The organism is Pseudomonas fluorescens (assembly GCF_005938625.1).
GTDB lineage: Bacteria > Pseudomonadota > Gammaproteobacteria > Pseudomonadales > Pseudomonadaceae > Aquipseudomonas > Aquipseudomonas fluorescens_BD.
Window position 1 is genome coordinate 105,383 of the sequence record NZ_VCNJ01000017.1, and the last position, 18,208, is coordinate 123,590.

The 18,208-nt window shown below is 60.2% G+C and carries 16 protein-coding genes; 9 read left to right on the plus strand and 7 right to left on the minus strand.

What is annotated here, in order from left to right; genetic code table 11:
- Positions 1 to 63: 63 nt before the first annotated feature.
- The 5 genes from FGA82_RS12210 to argS form a co-directional block, all read right to left on the minus strand.
- On the minus strand, positions 64 to 435 hold the full coding sequence (locus FGA82_RS12210; protein ID WP_141127262.1) for a gamma-butyrobetaine hydroxylase-like domain-containing protein: 372 nt from the start codon (positions 433 to 435) through the stop codon (positions 64 to 66).
- 76 nt (positions 436 to 511) lie between these two features.
- Positions 512 to 1,849, minus strand: coding sequence for an ATP-dependent protease ATPase subunit HslU (gene hslU, locus FGA82_RS12215; protein ID WP_141127263.1), 1,338 nt, complete (start codon positions 1,847 to 1,849; stop codon positions 512 to 514).
- Positions 1,850 to 1,904: 55 nt separating this feature from the next.
- On the minus strand, positions 1,905 to 2,435 hold the full coding sequence (hslV, locus tag FGA82_RS12220; protein WP_016984593.1) for an ATP-dependent protease subunit HslV: 531 nt from the start codon (positions 2,433 to 2,435) through the stop codon (positions 1,905 to 1,907).
- A 232-nt stretch (positions 2,436 to 2,667) separates the two neighbouring features.
- Positions 2,668 to 3,384, minus strand: a complete 717-nt coding sequence (locus tag FGA82_RS12225) for an SPOR domain-containing protein (RefSeq protein ID WP_007909385.1) — start codon at positions 3,382 to 3,384, stop codon at positions 2,668 to 2,670.
- Position 3,385: 1 nt separating this feature from the next.
- The gene (argS, locus tag FGA82_RS12230) at positions 3,386 to 5,122 is read right to left on the minus strand and encodes an arginine--tRNA ligase (protein WP_141127264.1); all 1,737 of its coding nucleotides are present in this window, start codon (positions 5,120 to 5,122) and stop codon (positions 3,386 to 3,388) included.
- Here argS and FGA82_RS32690 point away from each other — a divergent pair.
- Positions 5,121 to 5,243: a hypothetical protein gene (locus FGA82_RS32690; protein WP_256579857.1), complete on the plus strand. Its 123-nt coding sequence runs from the start codon at positions 5,121 to 5,123 to the stop codon at positions 5,241 to 5,243. The genes argS and FGA82_RS32690 overlap by 2 nt on opposite strands.
- Positions 5,244 to 5,336: 93 nt before the next feature.
- On the opposite strand, the gene FGA82_RS12235 is transcribed toward FGA82_RS32690, so the two are convergent.
- Complete coding sequence (locus FGA82_RS12235) at positions 5,337 to 7,556, minus strand: primosomal protein N' (protein ID WP_141127265.1); 2,220 nt, start codon at positions 7,554 to 7,556, stop codon at positions 5,337 to 5,339.
- Between the two features lie 287 nt (positions 7,557 to 7,843).
- Between FGA82_RS12235 and rpmE the strand changes: the two genes are divergently transcribed.
- From rpmE to FGA82_RS12250, 3 genes are all read left to right on the plus strand, one after another.
- Complete coding sequence (gene rpmE, locus FGA82_RS12240) at positions 7,844 to 8,071, plus strand: 50S ribosomal protein L31 (RefSeq protein WP_016984589.1); 228 nt, start codon at positions 7,844 to 7,846, stop codon at positions 8,069 to 8,071.
- 14 nt (positions 8,072 to 8,085) lie between these two features.
- Entirely contained in the window at positions 8,086 to 8,886 is an 801-nt protein-coding gene (locus tag FGA82_RS12245; RefSeq protein WP_141127266.1) for a thermonuclease family protein, read from the plus strand.
- A 184-nt stretch (positions 8,887 to 9,070) separates the two neighbouring features.
- Positions 9,071 to 10,339 (plus strand): malic enzyme-like NAD(P)-binding protein, encoded by a 1,269-nt coding sequence (locus tag FGA82_RS12250; RefSeq protein ID WP_093105782.1) that lies wholly within the window; start codon positions 9,071 to 9,073, stop codon positions 10,337 to 10,339.
- 334 nt (positions 10,340 to 10,673) lie between these two features.
- On the opposite strand, the gene FGA82_RS12255 is transcribed toward FGA82_RS12250, so the two are convergent.
- Entirely contained in the window at positions 10,674 to 13,118 is a 2,445-nt protein-coding gene (locus tag FGA82_RS12255) for a penicillin-binding protein 1A (RefSeq protein WP_432767145.1), read from the minus strand.
- A gap of 219 nt (positions 13,119 to 13,337) precedes the next feature.
- Here FGA82_RS12255 and FGA82_RS12260 point away from each other — a divergent pair, with 219 nt between their 5' ends.
- From FGA82_RS12260 to pilQ, 5 genes are read left to right on the plus strand one after another with little or no spacing between them, the layout of a single operon-like run.
- On the plus strand, positions 13,338 to 14,402 hold the full coding sequence (locus FGA82_RS12260; protein WP_141127268.1) for a pilus assembly protein PilM: 1,065 nt from the start codon (positions 13,338 to 13,340) through the stop codon (positions 14,400 to 14,402).
- The gene (locus FGA82_RS12265; protein WP_141127269.1) at positions 14,402 to 14,968 is read left to right on the plus strand and encodes a PilN domain-containing protein; all 567 of its coding nucleotides are present in this window, start codon (positions 14,402 to 14,404) and stop codon (positions 14,966 to 14,968) included. The genes FGA82_RS12260 and FGA82_RS12265 overlap by 1 nt, the downstream gene beginning before the upstream one ends.
- The gene (gene pilO, locus FGA82_RS12270; RefSeq protein WP_123449349.1) at positions 14,965 to 15,588 is read left to right on the plus strand and encodes a type 4a pilus biogenesis protein PilO; all 624 of its coding nucleotides are present in this window, start codon (positions 14,965 to 14,967) and stop codon (positions 15,586 to 15,588) included. Before FGA82_RS12265 ends, pilO begins: the two co-directional genes overlap by 4 nt.
- Positions 15,585 to 16,112 (plus strand): pilus assembly protein PilP, encoded by a 528-nt coding sequence (locus FGA82_RS12275; RefSeq protein WP_141127270.1) that lies wholly within the window; start codon positions 15,585 to 15,587, stop codon positions 16,110 to 16,112. The genes pilO and FGA82_RS12275 overlap by 4 nt, the downstream gene beginning before the upstream one ends.
- Before the next feature lie 13 nt (positions 16,113 to 16,125).
- Positions 16,126 to 18,207: a type IV pilus secretin PilQ family protein gene (gene pilQ / locus FGA82_RS12280; protein ID WP_141127271.1), complete on the plus strand. Its 2,082-nt coding sequence runs from the start codon at positions 16,126 to 16,128 to the stop codon at positions 18,205 to 18,207.
- Position 18,208: the final 1 nt, after the last annotated feature.

Sequence of the window (18,208 nt, forward strand, 5' to 3'; positions counted from 1 at the left end):
ACACAGCGGAGCATTCAAACAGATGAATTTAGAAAATGCCCTCTAATGAGCGCGAGGCTCGGGCTAGAGCATCAGCTTGACGATGGACTCGTTCGGGTCGCGGGTTTTTCCGGCAGCTTTGAGCTCGGCCAGATAATCGGCCCAGAGTGCGTCATAACGTCGCCCCAGCTCGTAGAGATAATCCCAAGTGAACAAGCCGCTGTCGTGACCGTCGTCGAAGGTCAGTTTCAGTGCGTAGTGACCGGCCGGTTCCAGTTTGCTCAGACCGACGTTGATCTTGCCGAATTGCAGGATTGGTTTGCCGTGGCCCTGGACCTCGGCGGAGGGGGAATGCACGCGCAGAAATTCGGCGGGCAGGGTGTATTCCTCGCCGGACGCGTAGGTGAGCGTCAGGGTTTTCGAGGCTTTGTGCAGTTTGATGTCGGTAGGAATCATAAAAACAGCCTTGAGCTGCAAGCAACAAGCTGCAAGCTTAACTCAGCTTGCCGCTTGTAGCTCGGAGCTTGCCGCTTTACAGAATATAACGGGACAGGTCTTCGTTCTGCGCCAATTCGCCGAGGTGGCTGTTAACGTATTCCGCGTCGATCAGAATCGGCTTCTCATCGTGGGTGCTGGCCAGATCGCCGGCACTGAACGACACCTCTTCAAGCAGACGCTCAAGCAGGGTGTGCAGACGACGGGCACCGATGTTCTCGGTCTTCTCGTTGACCTGCCAGGCGATCTCCGCCAGACGCTTGATGCCTTCGGGCTGGAACTGGATGTTCAGGCCTTCGGTTTTCAGCAGCGCGCAGTATTGTTCGGTGAGCGAAGCGTGCGGTTCGCTGAGGATGCGCTCGAAGTCTTCCGGGCTCAGGGCCTTGAGTTCGACGCGAATCGGCAGACGACCTTGCAGCTCCGGCACCAGATCGCTCGGCTTGCTCAGGTGGAAAGCACCGGAGGCGATGAACAGGATGTGGTCGGTTTTGACCATGCCCAGTTTGGTGTTGACGGTGCAGCCTTCGATCAGCGGCAGCAAGTCGCGCTGTACGCCTTCGCGGGAGACGTCGGCGCCGCCGACATTGCCACGCTTGGCAACTTTGTCGATTTCGTCGATGAACACGATGCCGTGCTGTTCAACCGCTTCCAGCGCTTTGGCTTTCAGCTCTTCTTCGTTGACCAGACGCCCGGCTTCTTCGTCACGCACCAGCTTCAGCGCTTCTTTGACCTTGAGCTTGCGCGACTTCTTCTTGCCCTTGCCCATGTTGGCGAACAGCGACTGCAACTGGTTGGTCATCTCTTCCATGCCGGGCGGCGTGGCGATTTCGATGCCGGCAACCTCGGCGACTTCGATCTCGATTTCCTTGTCATCCAGCTGACCTTCGCGCAGGCGCTTGCGGAACAGCTGACGGGTGTTGGAATCGCTGCTCGGCGCTTCTTCATTGCTGAAGCCCATGCGAGCCGGCGGCAGCAGTGCGTCGAGGATACGATCCTCGGCAGCGTCTTCGGCGCGGTGGCGCACGCGAGTCATTTCCTGCTCGCGGAGCATCTTGATCGCGGCGTCGGCCAGATCACGGATGATCGATTCGACGTCACGGCCGACGTAGCCGACTTCGGTGAACTTGGTCGCTTCGACCTTGATGAACGGTGCGTTGGCCAGTTTTGCCAGGCGACGGGCGATCTCGGTTTTACCGACGCCGGTAGGGCCGATCATCAGGATGTTCTTCGGGGTCACTTCAACACGCAGCTCTTCAGGCAGCTGCATGCGGCGCCAGCGGTTGCGCAGGGCAATCGCGACGGCGCGCTTGGCATCGTCCTGGCCGATGATGTGGCGGTTGAGTTCGTGGACGATTTCGCGGGGAGTCATGGACATAGTAGTTGGCGGTCCTCAAGCACAAACAAGCCGTGGCACGGTGGCCAAGACAGGCTTATTCGGCGAGATCCTGCTCCTCAATGGTCTGAGTGTGGTTGGTGAATACACAGATGTCGCCGGCGATGCCAAGGGCGGTTTCGACGATTTCGCGGGCCGACAGGTCGGTCTTTTTCAACAGGGCGCTGGCCGCAGCCTGCGCGTAACCGCCGCCGGAACCCATGGCGATCAGGCCGTCTTCGGGTTCGACCACGTCACCGTTGCCGGTGATGATCAGCGAGGCGTCTTTGTTGGCGACCGCGAGCATGGCTTCGAGGCGGCTCAGGGAGCGGTCGGTGCGCCATTCTTTGGCGAGTTCGACAGCGGCGCGCACCAGGTGGCCCTGATGTTTTTCAAGCTGGCCTTCGAAACGTTCGAAGAGGGTAAAGGCGTCGGCGGTGGCACCGGCAAAACCGGCGATGACCTGGCCGTGGTACAGGCGACGGACTTTTTTCGCGTTGCCTTTCATCACGGTATTGCCGAGAGAAACCTGGCCGTCGCCGCCCATGACGACTTTGCCGTGACGGCGGACTGAAACGATGGTGGTCAAGGGAAGAGTCTCCACACAGCGGGGCGAAAGTGCCTTATGCCCATTCATATGGGGGTGCTGGAGAAGATTTCAACCGTAGCGCGGGAGAGGAGACGAGCGGCGTGTTGCACCTGATCGTTCCCACGCTCTGCGTGGGAATGTAGCCCGGGACGCTCCGCGTCCCTTAACCGCTGGGACGCAGAGCGTCCCTTGAGGCGTTCCCACGCAGAGCGTGGGAACGATCGTCGGTGGATCAGCGGCTTTGGCGTTGTTGTAACAACAGGTTACTGAAGCCGGCACCGGCCAGTTGTTTTTGCGCAGTAGTCAGCTGTTCGCGGTTGCTGAACGGGCCGACCAAAACGCGATACCAGGTTTCATCCTTCACCGTGCCGGATTCAACCGCCACCGCCTGACCAAGCAGAATGATCTGCGCGCGGACCTTGTCGGCATCGGTTTCCTTGCGGAACGAACCCGCCTGCAGGAAGAACTTGGTCACCGGCGCCGCTTTGCTCACCGGCGGTGCTGGTGGCGGGGTAATCCCGGCCAGAGCTGCCTGAGCGCGCGCGGTGTCGATCTTCGCCGCTTCCGCCGGGGTCACTGGCGTAGTCGGGATGGCCGGCACTTGTGGCGTCGGCAAGGTCTTCTCCGGCACCGCGTCCGGCGGCACGATGACTTCCGATTCCGGCAACAGGGTGTAGAAGTCGTACTTCGGCTTCACCGGTTGCGTCGGGCTCGGCGGGGTCTTGTTGGCCTCGGCGATCTTCGACGCTTTCTGCTGTTGTGCCTGTTCGACCTTCTCACGCTTGACCGTGTCGCTGCCCTTGCCCGGCTCCAGCTTCATCAGAAACACGATGAACGCGCCGACCGTCAGGCCGATGGCCATCCACAGCCAGCCCGGAATCGGTTGCTTCGCAGGAGCTTGGTAACGGCTGGCGCCACGCTTGGGTGCAGGTTTTTTCTTGGCAGCCAACTTACATACGCTCCAGAGTTTCCAGACCCAACAGCTCCAGGCCTTGCTTGAGGGTGCGACCGGTCAGCGCGGCCAGGCGCAGACGGCTCTGCATCTGGGCTGGCGTTTCGGCAGCGAGGATCGGGCAGTTCTCGTAGAAGCTGGAGAACAGACCGGCAACGTCGTACAGATAAGTGCAGAGAATGTGCGGCGTGCCTTTGTCGGACACGTTGTTCAGCACTTCGCCGAACTGCGCCAGTTTCGCCGCCAGCTCTTGCTCGTGCTCGGCTTCGAGAACGATTTGGCCGTCGACTTCGCTGAAGTCCTTGCCCAGTTTACGGAACACACCGGCGACGCGGGTGTAAGCGTAAAGCAGGTACGGCGCGGTGTTGCCTTCGAAATTCAGCATCAGGTCGAAGTTGAAGCTGTAGTCGCTGGTGCGGTGCTTCGACAGGTCGGCGTATTTCACTGCGCCGATGCCGACGACTTTGGCGATGTTGCGCAGCTCGTCTTCGGCCAGTGTCGGGTTCTTTTCTTTGACCAGGTTGTAGGCGCGCTCCTGCGCTTCGGTCAGCAGGTCGATCAGCTTCACGGTGCCGCCGTCACGGGTCTTGAACGGACGGCCATCGGCGCCGTTCATGGTGCCGAAGCCCATGTGTTCCATCTCCATCGGATGGGTCACAAAACCGGCCTTGCGCGCTACGGCGAACACTTGCTGGAAGTGCAGGGCCTGACGCTGGTCGACGAAATACAGCGCGCGATCGGCTTTCAGTTTGCCGCTGCGGTAGCGCACGGCCGCCAAGTCAGTGGTGGCGTACAGGTAACCGCCGTCAGCCTTGACGATGATCACCGGCAGCGGGTCGCCGTCGGCATTTTTGAACTCGTCGAGGAACACGCACTGGGCGCCGTTGCTCTCGACCAGCATGCCAGCGGCTTTCAAGTCGTTGACCACGTTGATCAGGTCGTCGTTGTAGGCGCTTTCGCCCATCACGTCGGCCATGGTCAGTTTGACGTTGAGCAGTTCGTAGATCTTCTGGCAGTGCGACAGCGAGATGTCCTTGAACTTGGTCCACAGTGCCAGGCAATCAGCATCTCCGGCCTGCAGCTTGACCACCAGGCCACGGGCGCGGTCGGCGAATTCTGCGGATTCATCGAAACGTTGTTTGGCGGCGCGGTAGAAGTTTTCCAGATCCGACAGCTCGTCGCTGGTGATCGGGTTTTCCTGCAGATACGCCATCAGCATGCCGAACTGAGTGCCCCAGTCGCCGACGTGGTTCTGACGGATCACTTCGTCGCCGAGGAATTCGAGGACGCGGGCCACGCCGTCGCCAATGATGGTCGAGCGCAAGTGGCCGACGTGCATCTCTTTGGCCAGGTTCGGTGCCGACAGGTCGACCACGGTGCGCTGCGCCGGGCCGGCCTTGCGCACGCCAACATGGGCATCAGCCAAGGCAGCGTCGAGGCGCGAGGCCAAAGCCTGGGTGTTCTGGAAGAAGTTGATGAAGCCCGGGCCGGCGATTTCGGCCTTGGTGACGTTCTCGTCAGCCGGCAGCGCGGCGATGATTTTTTCCGCCAGATCGCGCGGCTTCATGCCCGCAGGCTTGGCCAGCATCATCGCGATGTTGCTTGCGAAGTCGCCGTGGGTCTTGTCGCGGGCGTTCTCCACCTGGATCGCCGGCGACAGGCCTTCAGGCAACACACCTTCGTTGACGAGTTGGGTGAGGGCTTGTTGGATCAGCTGGCGAATGGTGTCTTTCATGGTCTTCTCTTTCGACCGCAAGCGCGGCGGGCGCATCGATGCGCGGGTGGAAAAACTGGGCATTATCCGTTGCGAAGACGGGCTTGCCAACCTTAGCAGGCAGCTTATGGATATGTGGTGACATTAAAGGCAAAAGATCGCAGCCTGCGGCAGCTCCTACACCGGGATACGCATTTTCCTGTAGGAGCTGCCGAAGGCTGCGATCTTTTGATCTTCAATATAAATCGACGGGATCGACATCCAGCGACCAGCGCACCGCGCGTCCGCTTGGCATCTGCTCCAGCACCAGCAACCAACTCGCCAACAGCCGATGCAACGGTGCCCGCGCCGTCGCCTGCAACAAAAGCTGCGCGCGATACCGTCCAGCACGGCGCTCCATGGGCGCCGGCACCGGCCCGAGCAATTCAATCCCGCTCAAGTTCTGCTCGGCCAGCAAACGCTCGGCTTCGCTACACGCTTCATCGAGAAAGCCTTCCGCCTGCCCCGGCTTGTGCGCTTCGGCACGCAACAACGCCAGATGCGCAAACGGTGGCAGCCCGGCAGCCCGGCGTTCGCTCAAGGCCTGCTCGGCAAAGGCGAAATAGCCTTGTTCGGTCAGCTGCACCAATAAAGGATGGTCGGCGAGGTGCGTCTGAATGATCACCTTGCCCGGCTCTTCCGCCCGACCCGCGCGGCCAGCGACCTGCACGATCAACTGCGCCATGCGCTCGCTGGCGCGGAAGTCGCCGGAAAACAGGCCTCCGTCGGCATCCAGAATCGACACCAGCGTCACCCGTGGAAAATGGTGCCCTTTGGCCAACATCTGTGTGCCAACGAGAATGCAGGGCTGGCCCTTCTGAATCGTCGCGAACAGTTGATTCATCGCGTCTTTGCGCGACGTGCTGTCGCGGTCGACGCGCAGCACCGGGTAATCGGGGAACAGAATCGCCAAGCGTTCTTCGGCGCGTTCGGTGCCGGCACCGACGGGCCGCAAATCAACCTTGTTGCACTTCGGGCACTGGCGCGGCGTGCGTTCGACGTAGCCGCAATGGTGGCAACGCAATTCGCCGTAGCGCTGGTGCACGGTCATTCGCGCATCGCAACGCGAACACTCGGACATCCAGCCGCAATCGTGGCAGAGCAATGTCGGCGCAAAACCGCGACGGTTGAGGAACACCAGCACTTGTTGCCCATTCGCCAGTGTCTGACCGATGGCTTGCTGCATCGGTCCGGAAATTCCGCTGTCCAGTGGACGGCTTTTTACATCCAGGCGCAGGAAGCGCGGCTGCTTGGCGCCGCCGGCACGTTCATTCAGGCGTAGGAGGCCGTAACGGCCGGTGTAGGCGTTGTGCAGACTCTCCAGCGATGGCGTGGCGGAACCGAGCACGATCGGGATGTTTTCCTGCCGTGCACGTACCAACGCCAGATCGCGGGCGTGGTAACGCAGGCCTTCCTGCTGTTTATAAGAGCCGTCGTGCTCTTCGTCGATGATGATCAGACCGGGGTTTTTCATCGGCGTGAACAGCGCCGAGCGGGTGCCGATAATAATGTCAGCCTCGCCATCGCGCGCCGCGAGCCAGGCGTCGAGACGCTCGCGGTCGTTGACCGCCGAATGCAGCAGGGCGATGCGCGCATTGAAGCGCTGCTCGAAGCGCGCCAGGGTCTGCGGGCCGAGGTTGATCTCAGGGATCAGCACCAGCGCCTGTTTGCCGGCTTCGAGGGTTTCGCGGATCAGTTGCAAATAGACTTCGGTCTTGCCGCTGCCGGTGACCCCGGCCAAGAGGAACGCGTGATAACTGTCGAAACCGGCGCGAATCGCTTCGTAGGCGGCACGTTGCTCGGCGTTGAGCGGCAATTCTGGTTGCGCCAGCCAGTGTTCGTGCCGCGCGCCCGGTGCGTGGCGGCGGATTTCCACCTGCACCAGATTTTTCGCCAGCAGCAGATCGAGGCTGTCCTTGCTCAGCATCAGTTTGCTCAGCAACTGATGGGCGACGCCGTGCGGGTGTTGAGCGAGGGTGGCGAGTGCTTCACGCTGGCGCGGCGCTCGGGCGATGCGCGGATCATCAAGGCTGGCGCCGGGAGTGATCGACCAGAAACGTTCCTGGCGGGCCTCGGCCAGTTCGCCCTGACGCAGCAGGACTGGCAGCGCCCAGTTCAGGGTGTCGCCGAGGCTGTGCTGATAATACTGCGATGTCCACAGACACAGCTTGAACAGGGCTGGCGGCAGTGGCGGCGTGGCATCGAGCAGGGCCAGCGCCGGTTTGAGTTTTTCCACCGGCACTTCGCTGGTGTCGGTGACCTCGACCAGAATCCCGATCATCTCGCGCCGACCGAACGGCACCCGCAGGCGCATGCCCGGCTGCAATTGCTCGCGCAGCACGCCGGCCGGCGCTCGATAGTCGAACAGGCGGCGCAAGGGTGAAGGCAAGGCGAGGCGCAGAATGGCGTCGGGCACGCGGGGGGATCTCGATAAACGCAAAATAAGGGACGAGTGCAGATCAATTGTGGGAGCGAGCTTGCTCGCGAAGGCGGCGTGTCAGGCGCTAAAACATTGGCTGGCACAACGCATTCGCGAGCAAGCTCGCTCCCACAGTGGAGTGCGTTCAAGGCCGGGAGCCTAGCAGACGGTCGGTCTCGGTGACAGCTTGCGTGTTTGAAAAGGTCTGGTAGAATCCGCGGCCTAATTACGTGCGGTATTCAACAATAGTGTTGGGTGGCGGCACGCTAGCTGAGGAAGACATCATGAAAGCTGATATTCACCCGAATTACCCAGTCATCGCTGTTACCTGCAGCTGTGGCAACAAGTTCGAAACCCGTTCGACTTTCGGCAAAGCTCTGCCAATCGACGTTTGCAACGAATGCCACCCGTTCTACACCGGTAAGCAGAAGACTCTGGACACTGGCGGCCGCGTTCAGCGCTTCGCAGACCGTTTCGGTGCTTTCGGCAAGAAACCTGCTGCTGCAGAGTAAGGTTGAAGGGCCCGGTGGGCTTTTCCTCGTTGCTGAAAAAGGCGTCCCTCGCGGGCGCCTTTTTTGTGTCTGCGATTTGGCTGTCCGGCGCGCAGGCCTTCTGCCCGGCACCTGCGGGGCTGACCAGCGTCATAGTGCAGCGCGTGGTCGATGGCGACACGCTGCGCCTGAGCGATGGTCGCAGCGTACGCATGATCGGCCTCAACACGCCTGAGCTGGGCAGACAGGGTCGCAGCGACGAGCCCTTCGCCGTGGCGGCTCGCAAACGCCTGCAAGCGCTGGTCGATGCCAGCGGCGGACGTGTCGGTTTGCGCCCCGGCAAGCAAGCCAAAGACCATTACGGGCGTACGCTCGCGCATATTTACAGCGCCAGCGGCGCCAATCTCGAAGCACAAATGCTCGCCGATGGCCTCGGATTTCAGGTTGCGGTGGCGCCGAATGTCGATCTTGTCGCCTGCCAGCAAGCCGCCGAACGCAACGCGCGAAACGCCGGGCTGGGCCTCTGGCGGCAGTCTCCTGTACTGAAAGCGGAGCAGATCCAGCGCTCGGGTTTCGCCGTGATCAGTGGCCGTGTGAGCAAGGTTCAGCGCAATCGAGGCGGAATCTGGATCGAGTTGCAGGACGCGCTTGTATTGCGCGTTGCACCCAATCTGGTCGGACAATTCGACAATGCCCGGTTGCAGGCGCTGAAAGGCAAGCAGATCGAGGCTCGCGGCTGGATCGTTGATCGTTCGCGGCGCGGTGGATTGCAATCCGGACAGTCACGTTGGCTACTTCCGCTGACTGATCCATCGATGTTGCAAACGCTACGCTGAAGAAAAAATTGTAGACATTTTTTGTGTCGATTGTGAACAGTCAAGCCCTTGTGCGCCGTGGCTCTTGGTCCAAAGTCGTAGGGCAGGGCGCTTGACAGGGGTGACCGCTCAGTCTTGTGGGGACTTTGCGAGGCGCGTATCCTCGCTGACCAGTCTGTCCAACAGTAAAAAGCGGAATGCCAAAATGTCTGATCTGAAAACTGCCGCTCTCGAATATCATGCCAATCCTCGTCCAGGGAAGCTGAGTGTCGAGCTCACCAAGGCCACTGCTACCGCTCGCGACTTGTCGCTGGCCTACAGCCCCGGCGTAGCTGAACCAGTGCGTGAGATCGCTCGCGATCCTGAACTGGCCTACAAATACACCGGCAAGGGCAACCTGGTTGCAGTCATTTCCGATGGCACCGCGATTCTCGGCCTGGGCAACCTCGGCCCATTGGCTTCCAAGCCAGTGATGGAAGGTAAAGGCGTACTGTTCAAGCGCTTCGCCGGCATCGACGTTTTCGACATCGAAGTCGACTCGGAAAGCCCGCAAGCCTTCATCGACACCGTAAAACGCATCTCCATCACCTTCGGTGGCATCAACCTGGAAGACATCAAGGCGCCAGAGTGCTTTGAGATCGAGCGCGCTCTGATCGAGCAGTGCGACATTCCGGTATTCCACGATGACCAGCACGGCACCGCGATCGTGACCGCTGCGGGCATGATCAACGCCTTGGAAATCGCTGGCAAAACCCTGCCAGAAGCCAAGATTGTTTGCCTGGGCGCTGGCGCTGCGGCCATCTCCTGCATGAAATTGCTGGTGAGCATGGGCGCTCGCATCGAAAACATCTTCATGGTTGACCGTACCGGCGTGATCCACTCCGGCCGTGACGACCTGAACCAGTACAAAGCGGTATTCGCTCACGCCACTGAAAAGCGCAGCTTGGCTGACGCCCTGGCAGGCGCTGACGTGTTCGTCGGTCTGTCCGGCCCGAACCTGCTGAGCGCTGAAGGCCTGCTGTCGATGGCACCTAACCCGATCGTGTTCGCCTGCTCGAACCCGGACCCGGAAATCTCCCCGGAACTGGCGCACGCTACCCGTAGCGACGTGATCATGGCCACCGGCCGTTCCGACTACCCGAACCAGGTCAACAACGTACTGGGCTTCCCGTTCATCTTCCGTGGTGCCCTGGACGTTCGCGCCAAGCGCATCAACGAAGAAATGAAAGTGGCGGCGGCCAACGCCCTGCGTGAACTGGCCAAGCTGCCTGTACCTCAGGACGTGTGCGATGCCTACGGTGGCGCGCCGCTGGAATTCGGCCGTGAGTACATCATTCCGAAGCCAATGGACAAGCGCCTGATTACCCTGATCTCCGACGCTGTGGCCAAAGCCGCGATCGAGACCGGTGTGGCGACCCTGCCGTATCCGAAGAACTACCCGCTGAAAAGCGTGGATGACGTGTTCAACGGCTAAGCCTTTGTAACGCTTCAACTGAAAGCCCCGGCTCGTGAGAGTCGGGGCTTTTTATTGCCTGAAGATCAAGAGCCCCTCACCCTAGCCCTCTCCCGGAGGGAGAGGGGACTGACCGTGGAAGATTCGCGAGATACACCGACCTGAAAGTGCGTTAGCGCCTATGGATTCAACACAGCACGTTCAGGTCGGCATCACTCACCAGCATCCCCAATCAGTTCCCTCTCCCTTTGGGCGCTCCGACGTTTCGGGAGGGCTAGGGTGAGGGGCCCTTGATCTTCATCCACAAAAAAGCCCCGCACTTCTCGCGAAGGCGGGGCTTTTCAGTGTCAGCGGATCAGAACAAATCGATCGGCGCCTGCTCATCCGCCGGCAACGGGCTGCCCGGCGCAGTGCCATTGCCCAGTTCATTCACCGACGGCGGCGTATCTTCAGACTTGAACAGTTCGAAGTACGCGCCCGGCGTGCTCGGCGTCGCCGCACGACCACTGACCGGGTCCACGCGCAGGCTCAGCAAACCTTCCGGCTCTGGCTGAACATGCGGCGGCTTGTCCTTGAGCGCAGCCGACATGTAGTTCATCCAGATCGGCAGCGCTACGGTGCCGCCGAACTCGCGACGACCGAGGCTTTCCGGCTGGTCGAAACCGGTCCATACCGTGGTTACGTAATCGGCGTTGTAACCGGAGAACCAGGCATCTTTCGATTCGTTGGTGGTACCGGTTTTACCAGCGATATCGCTGCGGCCCATGGCCAACGCGCGACGACCGGTGCCGAGCTTGATCACGTCCTGCAACATGCTATTGAGGATGTACGTAGTACGACCATCAACAATCCGCTCAGCCACTGCCGGCGTTTGTGGCATGGCTGCGTTGCCCGGTACTTCACCCGCAACCGGTGTGGCGTTGACCGTAAACGACTCGCTGTTCGGTACTGCGATACCGTCCGTCGCCGAACCACCCTCAGGCACGGTCGGCGGGTTGGCGACGAACAGCGTGTCGCCGTTACGGCTTTCGATCTTGTCGATGATGTACGGGGTGATCTTGTAACCGCCGTTGGCGAACGTACTCCAACCGGTGGCAATCTCCATCGGCGTCAGCGTTGCGGTGCCGAGCGCCAGCGACAGGTTGGGCGGCAGATCCTGCTTGTTGAAACCAAAGCGAGTGATGTAGTCGATAGTCTTGCCCACGCCCATCGCCTGCAGCAAGCGGATCGACACGAGGTTACGCGACTTGTACAGCGCTTCACGCAAGCGGATCGGGCCGAGGAAGGTGTTGGTGTCGTTCTTCGGGCGCCAGACCTTGTCCAGATACTCGTCGACGAACACGATTGGCGCGTCGTTGACCAGCGTCGCAGCGGTGTAGCCGCTGTCCAGTGCAGCGCTGTAGACGAACGGTTTGAAGCTCGAACCCGGCTGACGCTTGGCCTGCATGGCGCGGTTGTAGTTGCTCTGTTCAAAGGCGAAACCGCCGACCAGCGAGCGAATCGCGCCGTTCTGCGGATCCAGCGACACCAGCGCACCTTGTGCCTGCGGGATCTGGCTGAACTTCAGCGAGTTGTCTTTTTGACGCTGCACGCGGACCAGATCACCGACCTGCGCGACATCCGACGGCTGGCGAGGGTTGGCGCCCATGCTGTTGGTGTTGAGGAACGGACGCGCCCATTTCATGGTGTCCCAGGCGACGTGTTCTTCACCGGTGCGGGTCAGCACTTGCAGGCCATTCTTGTCGACCTGAGTGACGATGGCCGGTTCGAGGCTGCTGATGGTGCGTTGTTTGGTCAGCTCACTGGCCCAGGCTTCGCGGGTTTTGCCTGGCAGGCGCGATTCGGGGCCACGGTAGCCATGACGCTGGTCGTAGGTCATCAAACCTTCGTGCAGCGCGGTGTTGGCCATTTCCTGCAGGTTGCTCGGCACCGTGGTGGTGACGCGGAAACCTTCGGTGTAAGCGTCGCTGCCATAGCGGCCAACCATTTCGGCGCGGGCCATCTCGGCGATGTACGGCGCGTTCACTTCCGGGGTCGGCACGTGATAGCTGGCGTTCAGCGGCTCGTTGATCGCAGCGGTGTAGTCCGCCTCGCTGATCTTGCCGAGCTTGTACATGCGCCCGAGGATCCAGTCGCGGCGTTCTTTACTGCGCGCCGGGTTGGCCAGCGGGTTGAAGCGTGAAGGTGCTTTCGGCAGGCCGGCGATCATCGCCATCTGCGCCAGGCTGACATCGCGGATCGACTTGCCGTAATACACCTGCGCCGCCGCCTCGATGCCGTAGGCGCGGTTACCGAGATAGATCTTGTTCACGTACAACTCAAGGATTTCGTCCTTGGTCAGCTGTCGTTCGATCTGCAGGGCCAGAAGGATTTCGGTGGTTTTGCGCGAGAAGCTGCGTTCGCTGGTCAGGAAGAAATTCTTCGCTACCTGCATGGTGATGGTGCTGCCGCCGGACTGAATGTGACCGCTTTTGACCAATTGGGTCGCGGCGCGCATCAGGCTGCTCGGATCGACGCCATAGTGATTGGCGAAATTGTCGTCTTCAGCACTTAGTAACGCATTAATGAAATTGGGCGGAATGTCGGCGAAACGGATCGGTGTACGGCGCATTTCGCCAAATTCTGCGATCAACTTGTTGTCGCTGGAATAGACCCGCAATGGAATCTGCAACTGAATGCTTCGCAGAGCCTCCACAGACGGCAAACCCGGACTAAGGTAAAGAAACGCGCCGCTGAGACCTAGAAGCAGTCCGCAGAAAACGGCGACGATGGACCAACCGAAAAATTTCAGCAGACGAATCAAGGCGTTTGGACATCCAGTGCAAAGAATGAATTTGGCGACGGGGTTCCGGCTACACACAGAACCATCCGCGCAGGCAGTAAAAAGCGGAAAAAAACGCTGGGCATTATAAGCACTTTTCTGCTGGGGGCGTCATTTGCGCTTCTGTCAAGACGGGGTGAAGGAACGCAATGCGTATTACAGAGTCCGTAACTCACGGAAAGTCATAGGGAATTGGTAGTGCTGGGACTCTTCAATAAAAAGACCAATACGGTACTGGGGATCGACATCAGCTCTACGTCAGTGAAGCTGCTGGAACTGAGCCGTCAGGGTGATCGCTACCGCGTCGAGGCGTACGCGGTAGAGCCATTGCCGGTCAACGCCGTGGTCGAAAAGAACATCGCCGAGCTTGAAGGCGTTGGTCAGGCCCTGAGCCGCGTGCTGGTCAAGGCGCGCACCGCGCTCAAGAGCGTGGCGGTTGCGGTGGCCGGTTCCGCCGTGATCACCAAAGTCATCGAAATGGATGCCGGGCTGTCCGACGACGAGCTGGAAAATCAGCTCAAGATCGAAGCCGACCAATACATTCCCTATCCGCTGGACGAAGTCGCCATCGATTTCGAAGTCCAGGGCATATCACCGCGCAATCCCGAGCGGGTCAACGTGTTGCTCGCCGCCTGTCGCAAGGAAAACGTCGAAGTCCGTGAAGCGGCGTTGGCTTTGGCCGGGCTGACCGCGCGGGTGGTCGATGTCGAGGCCTATGCACTGGAGCGCTCGTTCGGCTTGCTGGCGACGCAACTGGCCGCGTCGCAGGAGCGCCTGACGGTCGCGGTGGTCGACATCGGCGCGACCATGACCACCCTCAGCGTTTTGCACAACGGCAAGATCATCTACACCCGCGAGCAATTGTTCGGCGGCCGGCAACTGACCGAAGAAATCCAGCGTCGTTATGGCCTGACCCTCGAGCAGGCGGGGCTGGCAAAAAAGCAGGGCGGTCTGCCCGATGATTACATCAGCGAGGTCTTGCAACCCTTTCGCGAGGCGCTGGTGCAGCAGGTGTCGCGCTCCTTGCAGTTCTTCTTCGCCTCCGGGCAATACAACGCGGTCGATCACATTCTGCTGGCCGGCGGCACGGCGTCGGTGCCCGGGCTGGACCGCTTGATCGAGCAACGCCTGAACACGCCAACGCAAGTGGCCAATCCGTTTGCCAACATGGCCTTGAGCAGCAAGGTCAACGCCGGAGCGCTGGCCAGTGACGCGCCGGCGCTGATGATCGCCTGCGGGCTCGCGCTCAGGAGTTTCGACTGATGGCGCGGATCAACCTCCTACCCTGGCGCGAGGAGCGTCGTGAAGAACGGCGCAAGCGCTTCCTGCTGACCTTGATCGGCGTGGTGGTCGGCTCGGTCGGTGCGGTACTCATCGCCGATCAGATCATCAGTGCGGCCATTGAGCGGCAAGTTGCGCGCAACGACTACATCGGCAAGCAGATCGCGGTGGTCGACGAACGGATCAAGCAGATCAGTGAACTCAAGGCGCGCCGTCAGCAACTGGTCGAACGCATGCGCATCATTCAGGATTTGCAGGGTAACCGGCAGATCAGCGGGCGAATCTTCGACCAACTGGCGCGGACATTGCCGGACGGTGTGTATTTCACTGACGTGAAGATGGTTGGCAAAACCTTGTCGATCAGCGGCGCTGCAGAATCGAACAACCGGGTCTCCGAGCTGATGCGCAACCTGGATGCTTCTGACTGGTTCGACGCCCCGAGCCTCAATGAGGTGAAAGCGACGACCGCCGGCGAGGTGGATCAGGCCAACACTTTTGAACTGACCGTTCGGCAGACTCAGCCCAAGACCCTGGAGGACGAGCAATGAAGCCGTCCGAATGGCTGGAAAGTCTGCGCGACATCGATTTCAACGACCTCGATACGAGCAACATCGGCTCGTGGCCAGCGGCAGTGAAAGCCATCGCCGGGGCGCTGTTGATGGTGCTGGTATTGGCGCTTGGCTATAACTTTTTTATCAGTGATATGGAGAACCAGCTGGAGGCCAAGCGCGAGGAAGAGGCCACGCTCAAGGAGCAGTTCGCCAGCAAGGCGCGCCTGTCAGCCAACCTTGAGTTGTACACCCAGCAAATGAAGGAGATGGAAAACACCTTCGGCGTGTTGTTGCGGCAATTGCCCAGTGACACCGAAGTGCCGGGGCTGCTTGAGGACATCACCCGCACTGGCCTGGGCAGCGGTCTGGAGTTCGAAGAAATCAAACTGCTGCCGGAGGTCACCCAGCAGTTCTACATAGAACTGCCGATCCAGATCACCGTCACCGGCGCCTATCACGATCTCGCGACCTTCGTCAGCGGTGTGGCCGGGCTGCCGCGCATCGTTACCTTGCACGACTTCGAACTCGCTCCTGCCGATAAAGAAGGCGGGCCGAAGCTGCGCATGAGCATCCTTGCCAAGACCTATCGCTATAACGACAAGGGGCTGCAGAAATGACCCCGAATCGTTACATCGCGTTGTCGATGACGCTGCTCGCGTTGAGCGGTTGTGGAGGCAGCGATGACTTCAGTGACCTCGATGCCTACATGAATGAAGTGCGCCTGCGCCCGGCAGGCAAGATTGAACCAACCCCGACATTCCGGTCTTACCCCACATTCACTTACAGCGCGGCCAACCTGCGCAGTCCGTTTTCGCGCCAGGTGCGCGTCGATCTGGCCGGGCAGAAGCACGGCTCGCGCAACGTCAAACCCGACCCCAATCGGGTCAAGCAATACCTCGAAGGTTTCAACATCGAGCAGTTCGAGATGGTCGGCACGATTGCCAATGCTTCCGGCTCCTTCGCGTTGTTGCGCGGGGCGGGCGGAGTGCATCGGCTGAAAGTCGGCGACTACTTGGGGCGCAACGACGGGCGCATTGTCGCCATCAGTGCGACCCAGGTCGATGTGGTCGAAATCGTTCCCGACGGCGAAGGCGCCTGGCTGGAGCGTCCGCGCACCATTCCTTTGAAAGAGCACTCATAGTGGAAGTCGAACAATGAACAGGATTTTCTCCACCCTCGGTTTTTCGCTATGGATAGCGCTGATGTCGCCGATGGTACTCGCGGCCAATCTGAAGACGCTGGACGTGGCGGCGTTGCCGGGTGATCGCGTCGAGCTGAAGTTGTCGTTCGACGGCCCGCCGCCACAACCCAAGGGCTACACCACCGAATCACCGGCGCGGATTGCGCTGGACCTGCCCGGTGTCGCCAGTCAGTTGGCCAGCAAGAATCTTGATCTGGGCAGTGGTAATGCGCGCACGGCCACGGTGGTCGAGGCCAAGGAGCGGACTCGGCTGATTGTCAGTCTCACGCAACTGGCGCCTTACACCACGCGGGTCGAAGGCAATAATCTGTTCGTGGTGGTCGGTCAGGGCGCACCGGCAGCGGCGGCACGTCCTGCTGCCGTCGCACCTCGTGCTACTGCTAAAGCGGTTGCGCCTGCCAAGGCCTTTGTGCCGAAAAACCGGGCGATTCGCGGTGTGGACTTCCAGCGCGGTACGGCAGGTGAAGGCAATGTCGTCATCGACCTGTCCGACCCGACCATTGCACCGGATATTCAGGAGCATGACGGCAAGATCATCCTCAGCTTCGCCCGCACGCAGCTGCCGGACAAGCTGCGGGTACGCCTCGACGTCAAGGATTTCGCCACCCCGGTGCAGTTCGTCAATGCCGGAGTGACCGCTGATCGCACGGTTATTACCGTTGAACCCAGCGGCACCTACGAGTACTCGACCTTCCAGACCGACAACAAGCTGACTGTCAGCATCCGCCCGATGACCGTCGATGACCTGCAAAAGCGCAACGCTGACCGTCAGGCGTACGTCGGCGAAAAGCTCTCGCTGAACTTTCAGGACATTGATGTGCGCTCGGTGCTGCAACTGATCGCCGACTTCACCAACCTCAATCTGGTCGCTAGTGACACCGTGCAGGGCGGCATTACCTTGCGCCTGCAAAACGTGCCGTGGGATCAGGCGCTGGATCTGGTGTTGAAAACCAAAGGCCTGGATAAACGCAAGATCGGCAATGTGCTGCTGGTGGCTCCGGCCGATGAAATCGCTGCCCGCGAGCGCCAGGAGCAGGAGTCGCAGAAACAGATCGCCGAGCTGGCGCCGCTGCGTCGTGAATTGCTGCAAGTGAACTACGCCAAGGCGGCGGACATCGCCAAACTGTTCCAGTCCGTCACCAGTGCCGAGGCGAAAATCGACGAACGCGGTTCGATTACCGTGGATGAACGGACCAATAACATCATTGCCTATCAGACTCAGGATCGACTCGATGAGCTGCGGCGGATCGTGGCGCAGCTGGATATTCCAGTGCGTCAGGTGATGATCGAGGCGCGGATCGTCGAGGCCAACGTCGATTACGACAAAAGCCTGGGCGTACGCTGGGGTGGCTCGATCCAGAACAAGGGCAACTGGAACACTTCTGGGGTGAGCAATGGCTCATCGACCACCATCGGTACGCCGGGCAGCACCAGCACCAACTCGCCGTTCGTCGACATGGGCACAGTGGGCAATACCTCAGGGATCGGCATCGCCTTCATCACCGACAACGTGCTGCTCGATCTCGAACTGACCGCGATGGAGAAGACCGGCAACGGTGAAATCGTCTCGCAGCCGAAAGTGGTCACCTCCGACAAGGAAACCGCAAAAATCCTCAAGGGCACCGAAATTCCGTATCAGGAAGCCAGTTCCAGCGGCGCGACGTCGGTGTCGTTCAAGGAGGCTTCGCTGTCGCTGGAAGTCACCCCGCAGATCACCCCCGACAACCGCATCATCATGGAGGTCAAGGTCACCAAGGACGAACCGGACTACTTGAACAAAGTGCAGGATGTACCGCCGATCAAGAAAAACGAGGTCAACGCCAAGGTGCTGGTCAATGACGGCGAAACCATCGTGATTGGGGGCGTTTTCTCAAATACTCAAAGCAAGGTCGTAGATAAGGTGCCATTTCTTGGCGATGTGCCGTATCTTGGCCGCCTTTTCCGGCGTGATGTGGTTTCGGAGAAAAAATCCGAGCTGCTGGTATTTCTCACACCACGTATCATGAATAACCAGGCGATTGCTGTGAGTCGTTGAT

What these genes read in the sequence shown, in the direction of transcription:
- FGA82_RS12210 (WP_141127262.1), bottom strand. Translation starts at nt 435, where the DNA reads ATGATTCCTACCGACATCAAACTGCACAAAGCCTCGAAAACCCTGACG.
- hslU (WP_141127263.1), bottom strand. Translation starts at nt 1,849, where the DNA reads ATGTCCATGACTCCCCGCGAAATCGTCCACGAACTCAACCGCCACATC.
- FGA82_RS32690 (WP_256579857.1), top strand. Translation starts at nt 5,121, where the DNA reads ATGGTCTTCTCTTTCGACCGCAAGCGCGGCGGGCGCATCGATGCGCGG.
- argS (WP_141127264.1), bottom strand. Translation starts at nt 5,122, where the DNA reads ATGAAAGACACCATTCGCCAGCTGATCCAACAAGCCCTCACCCAACTC.
- rpmE (WP_016984589.1), top strand. Translation starts at nt 7,844, where the DNA reads ATGAAAGCTGATATTCACCCGAATTACCCAGTCATCGCTGTTACCTGC.
- FGA82_RS12250 (WP_093105782.1), top strand. Translation starts at nt 9,071, where the DNA reads ATGTCTGATCTGAAAACTGCCGCTCTCGAATATCATGCCAATCCTCGT.
- FGA82_RS12265 (WP_141127269.1), top strand. Translation starts at nt 14,402, where the DNA reads ATGGCGCGGATCAACCTCCTACCCTGGCGCGAGGAGCGTCGTGAAGAA.
- pilO (WP_123449349.1), top strand. Translation starts at nt 14,965, where the DNA reads ATGAAGCCGTCCGAATGGCTGGAAAGTCTGCGCGACATCGATTTCAAC.
- FGA82_RS12275 (WP_141127270.1), top strand. Translation starts at nt 15,585, where the DNA reads ATGACCCCGAATCGTTACATCGCGTTGTCGATGACGCTGCTCGCGTTG.
- pilQ (WP_141127271.1), top strand. Translation starts at nt 16,126, where the DNA reads ATGAACAGGATTTTCTCCACCCTCGGTTTTTCGCTATGGATAGCGCTG.